This is a genomic window from Bradyrhizobium sp. 186, from assembly GCF_023101685.1.
Lineage (GTDB): Bacteria > Pseudomonadota > Alphaproteobacteria > Rhizobiales > Xanthobacteraceae > Bradyrhizobium.
Window position 1 is genome coordinate 551,907 of sequence record NZ_CP082164.1, and the last position, 15,794, is coordinate 567,700.

Below are 15,794 nucleotides of genomic sequence, written 5' to 3' on the forward strand. Positions count from 1 at the left end.
GGCGCTGGCCACTGCGCGACGCGGGCGTAGTTCAATGGCAGAACGGCAGCTTCCCAAGCTGCATACGAGGGTTCGATTCCCTTCGCCCGCTCCATCCTGCTTCGCGCCCAGGCGCTTCGCAGGACTTCGATATTTCGGCACCGCGAAGCAGGATGCCCTTCGAAGCTTTAGCGGAGAAGGGCAACCGATGTTCTCCGTCGCGCGCCACGCAAAGATTCTAATATATTGGCCTCTCGATCCCGGCGCTCGCCGTGCTCCGCGCTAAGCTTGCTCATGCCTTGGCGAATGCGGTTTGGACGCCTGCTAGTATTCGGATGAAGGCCATGGACCAGCAAAAACTCGACCGCGCGATCGGCCGCCGCTTGAAGACGTTGAGGACGCAGGCCGGCATGACGCTGAACGAACTCGCCGCGCGTTCCGGCGTCAGCCGGGCCATGATCGGGCGGGTGGAGCGGGCGCAGAGCAGTGCGACCGCCGCGCTGCTCGGCAAGCTTTGCGCGGCGCTCGACGTATCGCTCAGCGACGTGGTGGCGCTCGCCGAAAAACCGCCGGAGCGGCTGGTGCGGCTTGCCGACCAGCCACACTGGCGCGATCCCGACAGTGGCTATCGCCGGCGCCACGCCTCGCCGACGGATGCGGCGAGCGGCATCGAGGTCATCGTCGTCGACCTGCCGGCGGGCGCGCGGGTGCCCTACAGTCCCTGGGGCCGCAACGCCTTCACCCAGCAGCTTCTGATGCTGGAGGGCGCGATCGCCGTGCACATCGACGCCAAGGCGGTTCGCCTGCGCGAGGGCGACTGTCTGGATTTCGACGTGATGCGCGCGGTGACCTTCGAGAACGAAACCAGGCAGGACGCACGCTACGTCATCATCACGCGCCGCGGCGCCTCTTACGGGAAAATGTGAGGCCCCGACGATGCAGATCCGCAATGGCGACACCACCGATCCGCGCGTGATCGCGCTGTTCGACCATCACGTCACGGCGGCGCGGGCGCAGACCGCGCCGGGCAGCGACCATGCGCTCGACCTCGCCGGGCTCCGCGCGCCCGATGTCGCGTTCTGGACCGGCTGGGATGGCGACACGCTGGTCGCCACCGGCGCGCTGAAGACGATTTCGCCCGATTATGGCGAGGTGAAGTCGATGCACACGCTGCAAACCACGCGGCGCCGCGGTTTTGGCGGCCGGATGCTCAGCCACATCATCACCGAGGCCCGCGCGCGCGGCATGACGCGGCTCAGCCTCGAAACCGGCTCATGGGACTATTTCAAGCCCGCGCACGCGCTCTACCAGGCGCACGGTTTTGTCTGCTGCGGTCCGTTCGAGGGCTATGTCGCGGATCCCAACAGTCTGTTTTTGACGCTCGACCTCGGCAGCTAAGGGCGGGTGGCGGATCGCACAACTGGAACTCGAATGCCGGAGCTTGTACCTCAAAATGAGTTGCGTACCTCAAATCACCTCTGCTAGCCTTCAGGCATGGCCGAGGAAACGACCGCGCCGCTGACGCTGAAGGACATCGCCCGCCAGGCTGGCGTCAGCCTCGCGACGGTCGACCGCGTGCTGCACAACCGCCCGGGCGTGCGGCCGGACACGGTTCGCCGCGTCAAGGAGGCGATCGCGCGCAATTCCTTCCAGCCGCATGTGGCCGCCGCCGAGCTCGCCCGCGGCCGCGTCCGCCGCTTTGCCTTCGTGATGCCGTCGGGGCCGAACCCGTTCATGCAGCAGATCCAGTCCTATCTCGGCGAGATGTCGGCCTGGCTCTCCGCGCGCCGCCTCGCGGTCGAGACGGTCGCGACCGACGTGTTCGATCCGTCCGTGCTTGCGGCCTCGCTTGAGGCGCTGACGGGCGATTACGACGGTGTTGCCGTCGTGGCGCTGGACCATCCGGGCGTCCGCGCTGCGATCAACGATCTCGTCGATGCCGGCACCAAGGTGGTGACGCTGGTCTCGGACGTGCCGTCGTCGCGCCGCCACCACTATGTCGGCATCGACAACATCGCCGCCGGCCGCACCGCAGGCGCGCTGGTCGGGCGGCTGGCCGGCCAACGGTCCGGCAAGGTCGCGATCGTCGCGGGCTCGCAGGGCCTGCGCGACCATGCCGAACGCATCTTCGGCTTCACCCAGGTGATGGCGTCGGAGTTTCCGGGGCTCAGCGTGCTGCCGGTGCTGGAAGGGCGCGACGAGGACGATCGTTCGGAACAGGTTTTGACTCGGATGTTCGGCAGGCATGCTGACATTGTCGGCCTTTATAACGTCGGCGCCGGCACGCAGGGTGTGGCCAAGGCGTTGAGCGATCAGGCGTTGAGCGATGCCGGCCGCGACAGGCAGGTGGTGTTCGTCGGGCACGACGTCACGGCGTTGACGCGACGGCTGTTGTTGCAGGGCGTGATGGATGCGGCGATCTCGCAGAACCCGGGACATGAGGCGCGCGCCGCCGTGCGCGTGCTGCTCGCGCTCGCCCGTGGCGAGCCGATCTTGAGTGAACAGGAGAAGATCAGGATCGACATCGTGATGAGAGACAATCTGCCGTAGCGGCAGGACGAACTTAAAAAACGGCCCATTGCGGGAAGGCGACGCAGTTCGCGCCGCAACGAGGCCGGAAGGGAGGACGGCGTGTATCTCGGAATGGACATCGGCACATCCGGTGTGAAGGCGGTGCTCGTGAGCAAAGCCGGCGCGGTCGTCGCGACGGCGGCGCGCGAGCTTGCGCTGTCGCATCCCGCGCCGCTGTGGTCCGAGCAGGATCCCGACACCTGGGTCGATGCGGCGATCGGCGCGGTTGACGATCTCGCAGTCCACCATCCGCGCGAGGTCACGCAGGTGCGCGGCATCGGGCTGTCCGGCCAGATGCACGGCGCGACGCTGCTCGACGAGGACGGCCGTCCGCTGCGGCCGGCCATTCTCTGGAACGACGGCCGCTCGCAGGCAGAATGCGACCGGCTCGAGCAGCGCTGTCCGTCGCTGCACGCCATTGGCGGCAATCTGGCGATGCCCGGCTTCACCGCACCAAAGCTGCTGTGGGTGGCGCGCCACGAGCCCGAGATCTTCGAACGGGTGGCAAAAGTGCTGCTGCCAAAAGCCTATGTCCGCTACCGCCTGACCGGCGAGATGGTCGAGGACATGTCGGACGCGGCCGGCACGCTGTGGCTCGATGTCGGCCAGCGCCGCTGGTCCGCTCTTCTGCTGCATGCGACCGGGCTCGATCTCCATCACATGCCGCGCCTGGTCGAAGGCAGCGAGGCCAGCGCGATGCTTGCGCCGGAACTGGCGCAGCGCTGGGGCATGGCGAAAAATGTCGTGGTCGCTGGCGGCGCCGGAGATTGCGCCGCGAGCGCGATCGGTCTCGGCGCGATCGCACCGGGCGATGCGTTCCTGTCGCTGGGAACGTCCGGCGTGGTGTTCCGCGTCACCGACAGTTTTGCGCCAGCGCCGGCGTCGGCCGTGCATGCCTTCTGCCACGCGCTGCCCGGCCTCTGGCACCAGATGGGCGTGATGCTGTCGGCCGCGGCCTCGCTGGCCTGGCTCGCCGGCGTGATGAAGACGCCGGCCGCTGCGCTCCTGGCGCCGCTCGGCGAACGCGTCGATGGACCCAGTCCCGTCAAGTTCCTGCCCTATCTCGACGGCGAGCGCACGCCGCACAACGATGCTTCCGCGAGCGGCGCCTTCGTCGGTCTGCGCGGCGCGACCGGGCGCGGGCAGATGGTCCAGGCCGTGCTCGAAGGCGTCGCCTTCGCCGCGCGCGATAATCTGGCGGCGCTGAGAGCGGCGAGCGGGCCGATCGCGGAGGTCGATCTCGTCGGCGGCGGCTCGCGCTCGCCGCTCTGGGCGCAGATCTGCGCCGACGTGCTCGGCATCCCCGTGCACCGCGTCGAGGAAGGCGAGGTGGGCGCCGCGCTCGGCGCCGCGCGGCTCGGCCGGCTCGCTACGACGGGCGAAGACCCCGCGCAGGTCTGCACGCGCCCACGACGGCTCGCGAGCTTCGCGCCCCGCGCATCCGTCGCATCCGCCTATGACGACGCCTATCGCCGCTGGCGAGAGCTTTATCCCGCGTTGAAGGAGCCTGCTTAAGTGAACGCGTCAGCCAAATTCTTCGATGCAAGCGCACCCATCGCCTTTGGCGGCAAGGATGCCAAGAGCCCGCTCGCCTTCCGCTGGTACGACAAGGATCGTATCGTGCATGGCCGGCGGCTCGAGGATCATTTGCGCTTCGCCGTCTGCTACTGGCATTCGTTGTGCTGGCCCGGCGGCGACCCCTTCGGTGGCGAGACATTCTTGAGGCCCTGGCACCATGGCCCCGATCCGATGGCGCTGGCGCGGGCCAAGGCCGATGTCGCCTTCGAGCTGTTCCGCCTGCTCGATGTGCCCTTCTTCACCTTCCACGATGTCGATGCGGCGCCGGAAGGCAACTCGCTCGCGGAATCCGTCGCCAACCTGAATGCCATCGCCGATCTGTTCGAACGGAAGATGGCCTCGAGCAAAGTGCGCCTGCTCTGGGGCACAGCCAACCTGTTCACGCACCGCCGTTACATGGCAGGCGCCGCGACCAATCCAGACCCCGAGATATTTACCTATGCTGCAGGCCAGGTCCGCGCCGCGCTCGACGTGACGCACCGGCTCGGCGGCCAGAACTATGTGCTCTGGGGCGGGCGCGAGGGCTATGAGACCCTGCTCAATACCGATCTCAAGCGCGAGCTCGACCAGCTCGGCCGCTTCGTCGCGCTCGTCGTCGAGCACAAGCACAAGATCGGCTTCAACGGCCCGATCCTGATCGAGCCCAAGCCGAAGGAGCCGACCAAGCATCAATACGATTTCGACGTCGCCACCTGTTACGGCTTCCTCCAACGCTACGACCTCCTGAGAGACGTCAAGCTCAACATCGAGCAGAACCACGCCATCCTTGCCGGCCACTCCTTTCATCACGAAGTCGCGCTCGCCGAGGCCCTCGGTATCTTCGGCTCGCTCGACATCAATCGCGGCGATGATCTGCTCGGCTGGGATACCGACCAGTTCGCGATGAACGTACCCGAGCTCGCGCTGGTATTCCACGAGCTCCTGAACCGTGGCGGCTTCACGTCAGGCGGGCTCAATTTCGACGCCAAGATCCGGCGCCAGTCGATTGATCCCGACGACCTGATCCACGCCCATGTCGGCTCGATGGATGCCTGCGCGCGGGCGTTCCTCGCCGCCGCCGACATGTTGGATGCCGGCGTCCTCACCGCGCCGCTCGCAGAGCGCTATGGTGGTTGGGCCGGCAGCGAGGGACGCGCCATTCTCGGCGGACAACGTTCGCTCGCCGATCTCGCCGACCGCGCGCTCGGTCCCGGCTTCGATCCGCAGCCGCGCTCGGGGCGGCAGGAATATCTGGAATCCCTGGTCAACCGCTATGTCTGAGGAAGGCCGCTGATGGCAAGTGCTGAAGCAACACCGGTCCTTGAGCTGACCGGGATTGGCAAGGAGTTCGGCGCGATCCGCGCGCTGCACGGCGTCGACATCCAGGTCTTCCCCGGCGAAGTGGTCGGCCTGATGGGCGACAACGGCGCCGGCAAGTCGACGCTGGTGAAGATCATCGCCGGCAATTTCCGCCCCAGCCATGGCGAGGTCCGGTTCGGCGGCAACGCCGTGCATTTCAACCGTCCGATCGATGCGCGCGCCGTGGGCATCGAGGTCGTTTACCAGGACCTTGCGCTTGCCGACAATCTGACCGCGGCCGCCAACGTCTTCCTCGGCCGCGAGCTCAAGCGCAAATTCGGACCGTTCGCCCTGCTCGATCACACAGCGATGGCGGCGCGCGCGCTGGAATTGTTCGGTGAGCTGCGTTCCGAGACGCGACCGCACGATCTCGTCAAGCAGATGTCGGGCGGCCAGCGCCAGGCGGTTGCGATCGCGCGGACGCGGCTCTCCAACGCCAGGCTGGTGATGATGGACGAGCCGACCGCCGCGATTTCGGTGCGTCAAGTCGAGCAGGTTCTGAGCCTCATCCATCGCCTGAAGGAGCAGGGCGTTGCCGTCATGCTGATCTCGCACCGCATGCCCGACGTGTTTGCGGTCTGCGACCGTGTCGTTGTCATGCGCCGCGGTGAAAAGCGGGCCGACAAGGCGATCCACCAGACCAGTCCCGAAGAGGTCACCGCCCTCATCACCGGCGCGAAGGAGGCGGCGTGATGGCCATGCCCCTGGAAAATCCGATCACCTTCTCCAACATCGGTCGTATCAGATGGTGGCAGCGCGGCATCTTCGCGTCGCAGACCGGATACGTGCTGCTGGCGCTGATGGTGCTACTGGTGGTGATGCATTTCGCCAGCCCCTATTTCTTCACCGAAGGCAACATGCAGAACGTGGCGAAGAACTTTTCCTTCATCGCCATCGCGACCCTCGGCGTCACCTTCGTCATCGTCACCGGCGGCATCGATCTGTCGGTCGGCTCGATGATGTGCTTCTCCGCCATGATCACCTCAATGGTCATGACCGAGCTGTCGACACCCGGCATGCCCGGCGCCGCCCTGTTCGTGCACATGGCCGCCGACGGCAAGACCGTGCTGGCCAACGTGCCGGGCCTGATCCTGCTGGTCTCGGTGCTCGCCGGACTTGGCGTCGCGCTGATCGGTGGACTCGTCAACGGCTTCTGCATCGCGGTGCTGGGCCTGTCGCCCTTCGTCACCACGCTCGGCATGCTCTCGATCGTGCGCGGGCTCGGCTACGTCGTCTCCAATGGCCGCGGCAGTTTCCCGGGCGGCCCGGACGCCGATTATTTCTATGCGCTCACCTCCGGCGACGTGCTCGGCGTACCCGTGCCCTTCATCTATCTCGTGATCCTCGCGCTGATGATGGCCGTCGTCCTGCACCACACCTCCTTCGGCCGCCACGTCTTCGCGCTCGGCGGCAACGAAAAGGCGGCCGAGTTGACCGGCATCCCGGTGGTGCGGGTGAAGATCGAGGTCTACGTGATCTGTGCGCTTGCCGCGGGGCTCCAGGGCATCATCATTTCCGGCTGGCTGGGGTCGGCACCGGCCAACATGGCGACGTCCTACGAGCTCAACGTCATCGCGGCGGCCGTCATCGGCGGCGCCAATCTTGCGGGCGGCGTCGGCGGTCCGCTCGGCGCCATCGTCGGCTGCGTGCTGCTCGAGGTAATTCGCAACGGCCTCGTTCTCGCGCAGGTCAGCTCCTACTGGCAGCAGACGTTGGTGGGCGTGATCATCATCCTGGCCGTACTGGTCGACCGCATCCGCTCGCGGATGATCTGAGGTGACGTCTTTCGGGAGGGCAACCAAGATATCGTCTATCCGTCTCCCGGACGATTTTTAGAGGATAGGCATAAGATGTGTGGAGGAGACAATGAGGAAACTTCTTCTTGCTGGCATGGCCGTCGCGATGATGGCGACCCCGGCATTCGCGGCGAACTACCGTTTCGTGATCGTGCCCAAGGCGATGAACAATCCGTTCTTCGACTTCGCGCGTGACGGCTGCCAGAAGCGTGCCAAGGAGCTCGGCAACATCGAGTGCATCTACAAGGGACCGGTCGAGCACGAGCCGGCGACGCAGGCGCAGATCATCCAGGATTTCGTCACCCAGAAGGTCGATGGCCTCGCGATTTCGGTCGCCGACGTCGCCGCCATGACCAAGTCTATCGAGGCGGCAACCGCGGCCGGCATTCCCGTCATCACCTTCGATGCCGATGCGCCGGGCTCGAAGCGCATCGCTTATATCGGCACCAACAACAGGGAGTTCGGTGTCGCGCTCGGCAAGCAATTGCTGAAACTCCGGCCTGACGGCGGCAAATACGCCATGGTCTCCGGCGGTCCCGGCGCCAAGAATCTCGCCGAGCGCGTCGATGGCGTCCGCGAGGCGCTGAAAGGCTCGAAATGGACCGAGGTCGGCGGCTCGCCGACCTTCTGCAACGACGATCCCGCGCTCGCAGTCCAGCAGATGACCGACCTACGCACTGCTACGCCGGATCTGGCCGCGATTGTTCCCATCGGCGGCTGGCCGATGTTCGCGCCGGAAGGCTTCAAGGCCTTCGCCAGCAGGTACAAGAGAGACATCGATTCCGGCAAGTTCACGCTGGTCGTCGCCGATACGCTGAAGATGCAGCTCGAGCTGCTGCGCGACGGTTATGCGAATGCGCTGGTCGGCCAACGCCCGCTCGAGATGGGCGAGAAGGCGATGGACACGCTCCTCGCCATCAAGAAGGGCGAGAAGGTGCCGGAGATCGTCTACACCGGCCTCGATCTCGTGACCAAGGACAACGTTGCGCAGATGTTGAAGTAGGAGTGTTGTCAGCCCCGCACTCCTGCGGCTCTCTCCCGCTTGCGAATCCCGCAAGCGGGAGAGCTGAATTGGACTGTTGGAAGGAATGGGAATGAAACAGTCACGGCTTGGCACGCTCGAAGTGACATCAATCGGTCTCGGCACGGCACCTCTCGGCGGACTGTTTGCACCGGTCAGCGATGCCGATGCGGAGGCGACGATCGCGCGGGGCTGGTCGGCCGGCATCCGCTTCTACGACACCGCGCCGCTCTACGGTTTTGGTCTGGCGGAGTGGCGGCTGGGCGCCTTCCTGCGGCAACAGCCGCGTGATTCCTACGCCATCTCGACCAAGGTCGGCCGCCTGCTGCGCGCGCCCGATGGCGTTGCCGCCGAGGACGACCATTACAAGAGCGGGCAGCGCGAACGGCCGGTGTTCGACTTCAGCCATGACGGCGTGATGCGGTCGGTGGAGGAGAGCCTTATTCGCCTTGGGCTCGACCGCGTCGATGTCCTGCTCGTGCATGATCCGGACGATCACTATGACGACGCGGTTGCCGGCGCGTTCCGCGCGCTAAAACGCCTGCGCGCCGACGGTACGGTCAAGGCGATCGGCGCCGGCATGAACCAGTCGGAGATGCTGGTTCGTTTCGCCGAAGCCGTGCCGGTCGATTGCTTCCTGCTCGCGGGGCGCTATACGCTTCTCGACCAGGGCGCGCTGGATGCGCTGTTCCCGGTCTGCGGCGAAAGGAACATCGGCGTCCTGCTCGGCGGCATCTACAACAGCGGCATCCTCGCCAATCCGCATGCCGGCGCGAAGTTCAACTATCAGGATGCCGACGCGGTGCTGATTGCGCGGGCGCGCGAGCTCGACGAGCTCTGCCGCAAGCACGGCACCGAGCTGAAGGCCGCCGCGCTCCAGTTCTGCATGGCGCATCCCGCGGTGACGGTCGCCGTGATGGGTGCGCGCAACGCCACGGAGGTCGCCGACAACATCGCGATGTCGGAGAGCACGGTGCCGCCGGGCTTCTGGCAGGAGCTGCGTGCGCGAAAGCTCGTCGACGCGCGGGCGCCGCTGCCGGGAGGAGCGTAAGGCATGATCATCGACGGCCACCAGCATTTCTGGGACCCGGAACGCGCCGACTATCCCTGGATGGACGCGCCTGAGCTTACGCCGATTTGCCGCGCCTTCGGTCCCGCGGATCTCGCACCGCTGTTGAATGCGAACGGCATCGACGCAAGCATCGTGGTGCAATGCCGCTCCGCGCTGGCGGAGACCGAAGAGTTTTTGCGCATCGCGCGCGAAAACCCTTTCGTTGTCGGCGTGGTCGGCTGGGCCGATCTGACCGACGGTTCGCTCGACGAAACGCTCGACCGGCTGCGTGCTTCGCCCGGCGGCGAAAAGCTGGTCGGCATCCGCCACCAGGTTCATGACGAGCTCGATCCTGATTGGCTGTTGCGTGAGGACGTCCAGCGCGGCCTCACCGCAATGTTCGCCCGCGATCTCGCCTACGATTTCCTGGTCCGCACCCGCGAGCTGCCGGCCGCGATCGCGACCGCGCAGGCCTTTCCGCAAGCGTGCTTCGTGCTCGACCACGCCGCCAAGCCGCCCATCGCCGATGGCTGGAGCACCGAATGGGCCGACCGCGTCGCCGCGCTCGCTGCTTGCGGCAATGTCTGGTGCAAGATCTCAGGGCTCGCGACGGAAGCGAAATGGAACGACTGGGATGCGGAGCGGCTCTTTCCGTTCGTTGAACACGCCGCAAAGTGTTTTGGCGCGGACCGCCTGATCTTCGGCTCCGATTGGCCGGTGTGCTTGCTCGCGGGGAGTTACGGCGAGATCAAGGGTGCGCTGGAGGAATGTCTGGCGAAGCTTGGCCCGCACGTGCGCAACAAGGCATTCGGGGTGAATGCACAGCAGGCGTATCGGTTGGTGGCTGGCTAAAGCCTGCGCGCTCTGCTCTTCCTTCTCCCCTTGTGGGAGAAGGTGGCGAAGCCGGATGAGGGGTCTCTCTCCGCGAATTCCTCTCCGCGAGAGTCATGCGCGGAGAGAACCCCTCACCCCAGTGAGCCCGTGTCTCCGAGCGGAGCTGCCCTCTCCCACAAGGGGAGAGGGCGCAGCAACGAGCAGGGCCCCTCACGCCCCCGCGGGCACCTGATCCAGAAATCCCATGATGCTCCTGATGCGCCCATCCCTGAGCACCGCAAAATCAGTACCCTTGATCGGGCTGTCGACGCCGTCGGGGCCTAGGCCCCAGCTGAAACGGACATGGTCGCCATAGCCGTTGGGCTCGCCGATCAGCTTGAACTTGAACTCGGGAAAGCGCTGCTGCACGCTGGCGATCAGTGCATCGACGCCATCATGGCCGTCGCCCTTCATCAGGGGATCGACATAGCTCGCATCCGCCGTCCAGTTTTCGCTCAGCAGCGCGCGCCGGCGGCTTGCCGTGCGCTCGTTCCAGAGATCGATGTAGCGGCGGGCGATAGCGGTGGGATCGGTCATGGTGCTCTCCTTCGATGGCGCCGTGTCGTTCGGCTGTCCCTGACTATCGAAGGATTACGCGCGCGGATCGATTACCTCGGAGATCATGCTCGCACAAAGAACTGAAGCGCGACGATATTTTCATCGCGCCTCAGTTGCATGCTGGTCTTTTGCGAAAATTACTTCGCGGCAGTGACCATGATCTCGACGGTATATTGCGCGGCCGCGAGCTTGGCTTCGACGGTGGCGCGGGCCGGGGTGTTGCCGGGCGAGACCCAGGCGTCCCACACCGCGTTCATCTCCTGGAACGTCTTCATGTCGGTGATGTAGATCGTCGCCGACAGCAGTTTCGACTTGTCGGTGCCGGCCTTGGCGAGATGGCTGTCGATCGTCGCCAGGATGTCCTGGGTCTGCTTGGTCACGCTCTCGCCGGCGGCGTTGTTGGCGACGACACCGGCGAGATAGACGGTGTCGCCGTGCACAACGACCTGGCTCATGCGTGGGCCGGTTTCAAAACGTTGAATGCTCATTGGGGTCTCCTTGAATGGCGGCCCTGTCTAGCGCAGCACTTCGCGCTCCGCCACCCCGGCGGCGCATGCGTGGTCGGCAACGCAGGCCTGCCTACGGAAATTGACTGAGGAACGTCCAGATCGTCTCGGCGCCGTCGATGTCACCGTTCTGCGGTCCGAGCAGGCCCGCCGCGACCTTCGGGAAACGGGCATCCGGAGAAAATCCGGGCATGCGGTGGCCGCCACGGTTGACGCGATAAAGCACGACGTCGTGCCCGCCGGGACACCGCGAGGAAATCCGCGTGACGGTGGACTGGTCGGAGGGCGCTCTGTCGGGCAGGTCCGTCACGCCGGCGTCACCGGTCTCGCAGCCATTGAGCTTGCGCCAGAACGCCAGCGTCTCGGCGGTCGACCAGAACCCGTCCGCGGCATAATAGCTCGATCCGCGTCCACCCTCGTAGGGGACCAGCGGGTCGGCCGTGCCGTTCATGATCAGCATCGGCAGCGGCCGCGATGGATGGCACGTGACGGCGGCTTCGTCGGTGAGATTCATGATCACGCTCGCGCCGGCCGCAAACAGATCGGCGCGGGCGCAAGCGAGCGTCATCGCCATGGCGCCGCCATTGGAGACGCCGGTGACATAGACGTGCCTGGTATCGGCCGTGCCGTCGGCCACCAGCTTCTCGACAAGCTTTGCGATGAATGCGATGTCATCGGTGCCCGCGGGTGGTCCACGCAGCGCAGGTCCTGCCTTGGTCCTCGCGTCGGCCCAGGCGTTGTTGAGCCCGTCCGGAAAGACCACGGCCAGGCCCTCGCGCTTTGCGACCTGCGGCCATGCCGTCCGGGCGACCATGTCGGCGCCGCGCTGGGTCTTGCCATGCAGCACGATTACGAGCGGTGCCGGCTTTTTCGCTGGCAGTTGCGCGCTATAGGATCGCTTCGCGCCGTTGACGTCGATCGTATCGGCGGATGCGGCCGAAGCGGCGGCCAATGCCGCAACAAGCGGCCCGATGCGCATCCACCGTCGCACTAGCTTGCCGCTTTCGCCGCGGCGCGGCCCGCATTGCGGCCCGAGAACAGGCAGCCGCCGAGGAAGGTGCCTTCGAGCGAGCGATAGCCGTGCACGCCGCCGCCGCCGAAGCCCGCGGCTTCGCCGACCGCGTAGAGGCCGGGAATGACCTGGCCGTCCTCTCCGAACACGCGCGAGTCGAGATCGGTCTCGAAGCCGCCCAGCGTCTTGCGGGTGAGGATGTTGAGCTTGACCGCGATCAGCGGCCCGCGCGTGGGATCGAGAATCCGGTGTGGCGAGGCCGTGCGGATCAGTCTGTCGCCGATGTAGCGGCGCGCGTTGTGGATGTTCATCACCTGCGCATCCTTGACGTAAGGATTGGCGATCTCGCGGTCGCGCGCCTCGATCTGCATCCGCACCTCGTCGAGCCTGAGCAGGTCGTTGCCGGCAAGCTTGTTCATCGCCGCAACGAGGTCCTCGAGCTTGTCGCGCACGATGAAGTCGACACCGTGGCGCTTGAACGCCTCTACCGGCGCGGGCGCGCCCTTGTTGGTGGCGCGGCGCAAGGTCATGCGCCAGCTCTTGCCCGTGAGGTCGGGATTCTGCTCCGAGCCCGACAGCGCGAATTCCTTCTTGATGATGCTCTGCGTCAGGATGAACCAGGAATAATCGTATCCCGTGGACATGATGTATTGGAGCTGTCCGAGCGTGTCGGAGCCGGGAAACAGCGGCGCCGGCAGCCGCGTGCCCGTGGCGTCGAACCACATCGAGGAGGGGCCGGGCAGGATCCGGATGCCGTGGCGTGGCCAGATTGGATTCCAGTTCTGGATGCCCTCGACATAATGCCACATGCGGTCGCGGTTGATCAGCCGCGCGCCGGCCTTCTCGGTGATGCCGATCATGCGGCCGTCGACATGTTCGGGCACGCCGGAGATCATGAATTTCGGCGGCTCGCCCAGCCGCTTCGGCCAGTTCTGCCGCACCAGCTCGTGATTGCCGCCGATGCCGCCGGAGGCGACGATCACGGCCTGCGCCTTCAACGAAAACTCGCCGACTACATTGCGCGACGAACTCTTGCCGCGTTCGACATGATCAGGTTCGAGAATGACGCCGCTGATGCCATCGATGGTGCCATTGGTGACGGACAGCGCATCGACACGGTGACGGAACTTGAAGACGAGCCGCCCGCTCTTGACGGCTTCGCGCGCGCGACGCTCGAACGGCTCGACGATGCCCGGGCCCGTGCCCCAGGTGACGTGAAAGCGCGGCACCGAATTGCCATGGCCCATTGCGTCGTAGCCGCCGCGCTCGGCCCAGCCGACCACGGGAAAGATGCGATGACCCATCGCGCGCAGCCAGTCGCGCTTCTCGCCTGCGGCAAACGCCACATAGGCCTCGGCCCATTGGCGCGGCCAGAAATCCTCGTCGCGGTCGAAGCCGGCGGTGCCGAGCCAGTCCTGGAAGGCAAGCTCGAAGGAGTCCTTGATGCCGAGCCGGCGCTGCTCCGGCGAATCGACCAGGAACAATCCGCCGAACGACCAGAACGCCTGGCCGCCGAGCGACTGCTCACCTTCCTGGTCGACCACGATCACCCGCTTGCCGGCATCCGCGATTTCGGTTGCCGCCACCAGTCCCGATAGTCCCCCGCCGACGACAATGACGTCCGCTTGCTCAGTCATGAGTTCCCCCCTGTAGTTGTCCGGATTGAAGCCAGCGGTTGCAGCTGAGATCAAGGGTGTGGCGCGTAAGACATCATTAACTTGTTCCACTTTGGGACCAAGCCCGCCGAGTGCAGCGCGGACGCAACACTGGATTTGAATTTGTTTTGAGCGAGCCGGCCTGCCTAGACAAAACCGCGGTTACGACGGACGCTAGCGGCGCATCACCACCTGACACACAGATTCGAATTCGACTGGGGCGGGGCACAATGAAGTTTCTGACGGGGCTGCTCGCGGCGGTTCTCCTGATCGCGGGCATGGGGGCTTCTCACGCAGTGGTTCGGATCGCGGATGACCGCGGCGGCCGGATCGGAACCTACGTCGACAAATATCAGGACCTGCGGCAGTCCGGCGACACCGTCATCATCGACGGCCTCTGTGCCTCCGCCTGCACCATCGTCCTCGGCGCCATTCCGCGCGACCGTATCTGCGTCACCTCGCACGCGACGCTCGGCTTCCACGCCGCCTGGGATTTCGGCACCAACGGCCGGGCCATCACAAATTCCGAGGCGACCCAGATGCTCTACGCGATGTATCCGTCGCAGGTGAAACGCTGGATTATGCAGCGCGGCGGCCTCACCCCGCATATGCTCTTCCTGAGGGGCAAGCAGCTCCAGGCCATGTACAAGCCCTGCTACCTCGACGCGCAGGCCTCGGCGATCAAGCCGTCGTCGCGGTAGGCGCGGCCGGTTCACGCCGGCCTCTCCTTCTCGCGCTGATTTTTCCGTTTCGTCATGGCCGGGCTTGTCCCGGCCATCCACGCACGTCCGCTCGGTCCGAAAGACGTGGATGCCCGGGACAAGCCCGGGCATGACGGAGAACCTCATTCGCACGTGATCTCCAGTCCATCCGCCGCTTGCCGGTCGGCACGCCAGCGCCTATTTGAAAGGCAGGGAACCGGGGCTTCCGTCCCCGATCGTTGTCATGGCTCAACCGCTGCACACCACCCATCCGGTCTCGGACAATTCGCCTACTGCCGGCCGGACGCCGTTCGTGCTGCTGTTCGCGGCTGGTGGGATCAGTGGGCTCGTCGTGATCGGCGTGCTGGCGCTGTGGTTCCACTACGGCACCCAAATGTTCTTCGAAATGATCAGGACCGGATTTGCCGCCTGCTTCTGATCCGCGACAGGAAGTGTTCCGCCCATGAGTTCCGCCACCCGCCCGCTGGTGATCGCAACTGCCTTCGCCGCAAGCCTCGTCGTCGGGCTCCTGATCATATTCTGGGCCATGGGCGGGGTGAGCAAGGTGGCGCAGCCGGCCGCGATCGGCGGCCCGTTCCAGCTCACCGACCAGAATGGCAAGACCGTCACCGACAAGAACTTCAAGGGCAAGCCGACCCTGATCTTCTTCGGCTACACCCATTGCCCCGACGTCTGCCCGACCTCTCTGTTCGAGATCTCGGAAGTGCTGCGGGCGATGGGCAAGGATGCCGACAAGGTCAACGCCATCTTCATCTCGGTCGATCCCGAGCGGGACACCCAGGCCGCGATGAAAGACTATCTCACGAGCTTCGATCCGCATCTCGAGGGCCTGAGCGGCGATCCCGCCGAGACCGCCAAGGTGATCACGTCCTATCGGGTCTACGCCAAGAAGGTGCCGACCAAGGACGGCGACTACACCATGGACCACACCGCGCTGATCTATTTGATGGACCGCGACGGCAGGTTCGTCTCGCCGTTCAACCTGAAGCGCAGCCCCGAAGAAGCGGCGACAGAGCTGAAGCGGTATCTCTGACGTTTGTTCGATCGAGCCGCGAACTCCGCTGCACCTCTCCCGCTTGCGGGGGAGGTCGGCGCGAAGCGCCGGGTGGGGGCTCTCTCCTCTTGGGGAACGTC

Annotated in this window: 17 protein-coding genes and 1 tRNA gene; 14 read left to right on the forward strand and 4 right to left on the reverse strand. The window is 65.5% G+C overall.

What is annotated here, in order from left to right; all coding sequences use genetic code 11:
• Positions 1-20 precede the first annotated feature (20 nt).
• The 11 genes from IVB18_RS02485 to IVB18_RS02535 all read left to right on the forward strand — a co-directional run bounded on the left by IVB18_RS02485 (position 21) and on the right by IVB18_RS02535 (position 10,186).
• Positions 21-94 (forward strand) — tRNA-Gly (locus IVB18_RS02485).
• 229 nt (positions 95-323) lie between these two features.
• Positions 324-905, forward strand: a complete 582-nt coding sequence (locus IVB18_RS02490; RefSeq protein WP_247987759.1) for an XRE family transcriptional regulator — start codon at positions 324-326, stop codon at positions 903-905.
• Positions 906-915: 10 nt separating this feature from the next.
• Positions 916-1,377 (forward strand): GNAT family N-acetyltransferase, encoded by a 462-nt coding sequence (locus IVB18_RS02495; protein ID WP_247987760.1) that lies wholly within the window; start codon positions 916-918, stop codon positions 1,375-1,377.
• A gap of 96 nt (positions 1,378-1,473) precedes the next feature.
• Entirely contained in the window at positions 1,474-2,529 is a 1,056-nt protein-coding gene (locus IVB18_RS02500; RefSeq protein WP_247987761.1) for a LacI family DNA-binding transcriptional regulator, read from the forward strand.
• An 81-nt stretch (positions 2,530-2,610) separates the two neighbouring features.
• Positions 2,611-4,065: a xylulokinase gene (gene xylB, locus IVB18_RS02505; protein WP_247987762.1), complete on the forward strand. Its 1,455-nt coding sequence runs from the start codon at positions 2,611-2,613 to the stop codon at positions 4,063-4,065.
• A complete protein-coding gene (gene xylA, locus IVB18_RS02510; RefSeq protein WP_247987763.1) occupies positions 4,066-5,388 on the forward strand; it encodes a xylose isomerase in 1,323 nt (440 codons plus the stop codon). It abuts the gene before it with no gap.
• A gap of 12 nt (positions 5,389-5,400) precedes the next feature.
• Entirely contained in the window at positions 5,401-6,159 is a 759-nt protein-coding gene (locus IVB18_RS02515) for an ATP-binding cassette domain-containing protein (protein ID WP_247987764.1), read from the forward strand.
• Positions 6,159-7,241: an ABC transporter permease gene (locus IVB18_RS02520; protein ID WP_247987765.1), complete on the forward strand. Its 1,083-nt coding sequence runs from the start codon at positions 6,159-6,161 to the stop codon at positions 7,239-7,241. Before IVB18_RS02515 ends, IVB18_RS02520 begins: the two co-directional genes overlap by 1 nt.
• A 91-nt stretch (positions 7,242-7,332) precedes the next feature.
• Positions 7,333-8,265 carry a sugar-binding protein gene (locus tag IVB18_RS02525; RefSeq protein ID WP_247987766.1) on the forward strand — a complete coding sequence of 311 codons (933 nt, stop codon included), beginning with the start codon at positions 7,333-7,335 and terminating at the stop codon, positions 8,263-8,265.
• A 91-nt stretch (positions 8,266-8,356) separates the two neighbouring features.
• Positions 8,357-9,334 (forward strand): aldo/keto reductase, encoded by a 978-nt coding sequence (locus IVB18_RS02530; RefSeq protein ID WP_247987767.1) that lies wholly within the window; start codon positions 8,357-8,359, stop codon positions 9,332-9,334.
• 3 nt (positions 9,335-9,337) lie between these two features.
• Positions 9,338-10,186, forward strand: a complete 849-nt coding sequence (locus IVB18_RS02535; protein WP_247987768.1) for an amidohydrolase family protein — start codon at positions 9,338-9,340, stop codon at positions 10,184-10,186.
• Positions 10,187-10,378: 192 nt separating this feature from the next.
• Here IVB18_RS02535 and IVB18_RS02540 read toward each other — a convergent pair whose 3' ends face one another.
• The 4 genes from IVB18_RS02540 to IVB18_RS02555 form a co-directional block, all read right to left on the reverse strand.
• On the reverse strand, positions 10,379-10,744 hold the full coding sequence (locus IVB18_RS02540) for a nuclear transport factor 2 family protein (protein ID WP_247987769.1): 366 nt from the start codon (positions 10,742-10,744) through the stop codon (positions 10,379-10,381).
• A 158-nt stretch (positions 10,745-10,902) separates the two neighbouring features.
• On the reverse strand, positions 10,903-11,253 hold the full coding sequence (locus IVB18_RS02545; RefSeq protein ID WP_247987770.1) for a RidA family protein: 351 nt from the start codon (positions 11,251-11,253) through the stop codon (positions 10,903-10,905).
• A 91-nt stretch (positions 11,254-11,344) separates the two neighbouring features.
• Positions 11,345-12,250, reverse strand: a complete 906-nt coding sequence (locus IVB18_RS02550) for a PHB depolymerase family esterase (RefSeq protein ID WP_247987771.1) — start codon at positions 12,248-12,250, stop codon at positions 11,345-11,347.
• Between the two features lie 11 nt (positions 12,251-12,261).
• Positions 12,262-13,920, reverse strand: coding sequence for an FAD-binding dehydrogenase (locus IVB18_RS02555; RefSeq protein WP_247987772.1), 1,659 nt, complete (start codon positions 13,918-13,920; stop codon positions 12,262-12,264).
• Positions 13,921-14,168: 248 nt separating this feature from the next.
• Here IVB18_RS02555 and IVB18_RS02560 point away from each other — a divergent pair, with 248 nt between their 5' ends.
• The 3 genes from IVB18_RS02560 to IVB18_RS02570 all read left to right on the forward strand — a co-directional run bounded on the left by IVB18_RS02560 (position 14,169) and on the right by IVB18_RS02570 (position 15,693).
• Positions 14,169-14,639, forward strand: coding sequence for a hypothetical protein (locus tag IVB18_RS02560; RefSeq protein WP_247987773.1), 471 nt, complete (start codon positions 14,169-14,171; stop codon positions 14,637-14,639).
• Positions 14,640-14,883: 244 nt separating this feature from the next.
• Positions 14,884-15,078 (forward strand): hypothetical protein, encoded by a 195-nt coding sequence (locus IVB18_RS02565; protein ID WP_247987774.1) that lies wholly within the window; start codon positions 14,884-14,886, stop codon positions 15,076-15,078.
• 24 nt (positions 15,079-15,102) lie between these two features.
• Positions 15,103-15,693: an SCO family protein gene (locus IVB18_RS02570; RefSeq protein WP_247987775.1), complete on the forward strand. Its 591-nt coding sequence runs from the start codon at positions 15,103-15,105 to the stop codon at positions 15,691-15,693.
• The last annotated feature ends 101 nt before the right edge of the window (positions 15,694-15,794 follow it).

Excerpts from the sequence above, each read along its gene's own strand:
- IVB18_RS02565 (WP_247987774.1), top strand. The coding sequence starts at position 14,884 with ATGGCTCAACCGCTGCACACCACCCATCCGGTCTCGGACAATTCGCCT.
- IVB18_RS02500 (WP_247987761.1), top strand. The coding sequence starts at position 1,474 with ATGGCCGAGGAAACGACCGCGCCGCTGACGCTGAAGGACATCGCCCGC.
- IVB18_RS02535 (WP_247987768.1), top strand. The coding sequence starts at position 9,338 with ATGATCATCGACGGCCACCAGCATTTCTGGGACCCGGAACGCGCCGAC.
- IVB18_RS02570 (WP_247987775.1), top strand. The coding sequence starts at position 15,103 with ATGAGTTCCGCCACCCGCCCGCTGGTGATCGCAACTGCCTTCGCCGCA.
- IVB18_RS02515 (WP_247987764.1), top strand. The coding sequence starts at position 5,401 with ATGGCAAGTGCTGAAGCAACACCGGTCCTTGAGCTGACCGGGATTGGC.
- IVB18_RS02490 (WP_247987759.1), top strand. The coding sequence starts at position 324 with ATGGACCAGCAAAAACTCGACCGCGCGATCGGCCGCCGCTTGAAGACG.
- IVB18_RS02520 (WP_247987765.1), top strand. The coding sequence starts at position 6,159 with ATGGCCATGCCCCTGGAAAATCCGATCACCTTCTCCAACATCGGTCGT.
- IVB18_RS02530 (WP_247987767.1), top strand. The coding sequence starts at position 8,357 with ATGAAACAGTCACGGCTTGGCACGCTCGAAGTGACATCAATCGGTCTC.
- IVB18_RS02550 (WP_247987771.1), bottom strand. The coding sequence starts at position 12,250 with ATGCGCATCGGGCCGCTTGTTGCGGCATTGGCCGCCGCTTCGGCCGCA.
- IVB18_RS02495 (WP_247987760.1), top strand. The coding sequence starts at position 916 with ATGCAGATCCGCAATGGCGACACCACCGATCCGCGCGTGATCGCGCTG.
- IVB18_RS02540 (WP_247987769.1), bottom strand. The coding sequence starts at position 10,744 with ATGACCGATCCCACCGCTATCGCCCGCCGCTACATCGATCTCTGGAAC.
- IVB18_RS02560 (WP_247987773.1), top strand. The coding sequence starts at position 14,169 with ATGAAGTTTCTGACGGGGCTGCTCGCGGCGGTTCTCCTGATCGCGGGC.
- IVB18_RS02545 (WP_247987770.1), bottom strand. The coding sequence starts at position 11,253 with ATGAGCATTCAACGTTTTGAAACCGGCCCACGCATGAGCCAGGTCGTT.
- IVB18_RS02525 (WP_247987766.1), top strand. The coding sequence starts at position 7,333 with ATGAGGAAACTTCTTCTTGCTGGCATGGCCGTCGCGATGATGGCGACC.
- IVB18_RS02555 (WP_247987772.1), bottom strand. The coding sequence starts at position 13,920 with ATGACTGAGCAAGCGGACGTCATTGTCGTCGGCGGGGGACTATCGGGA.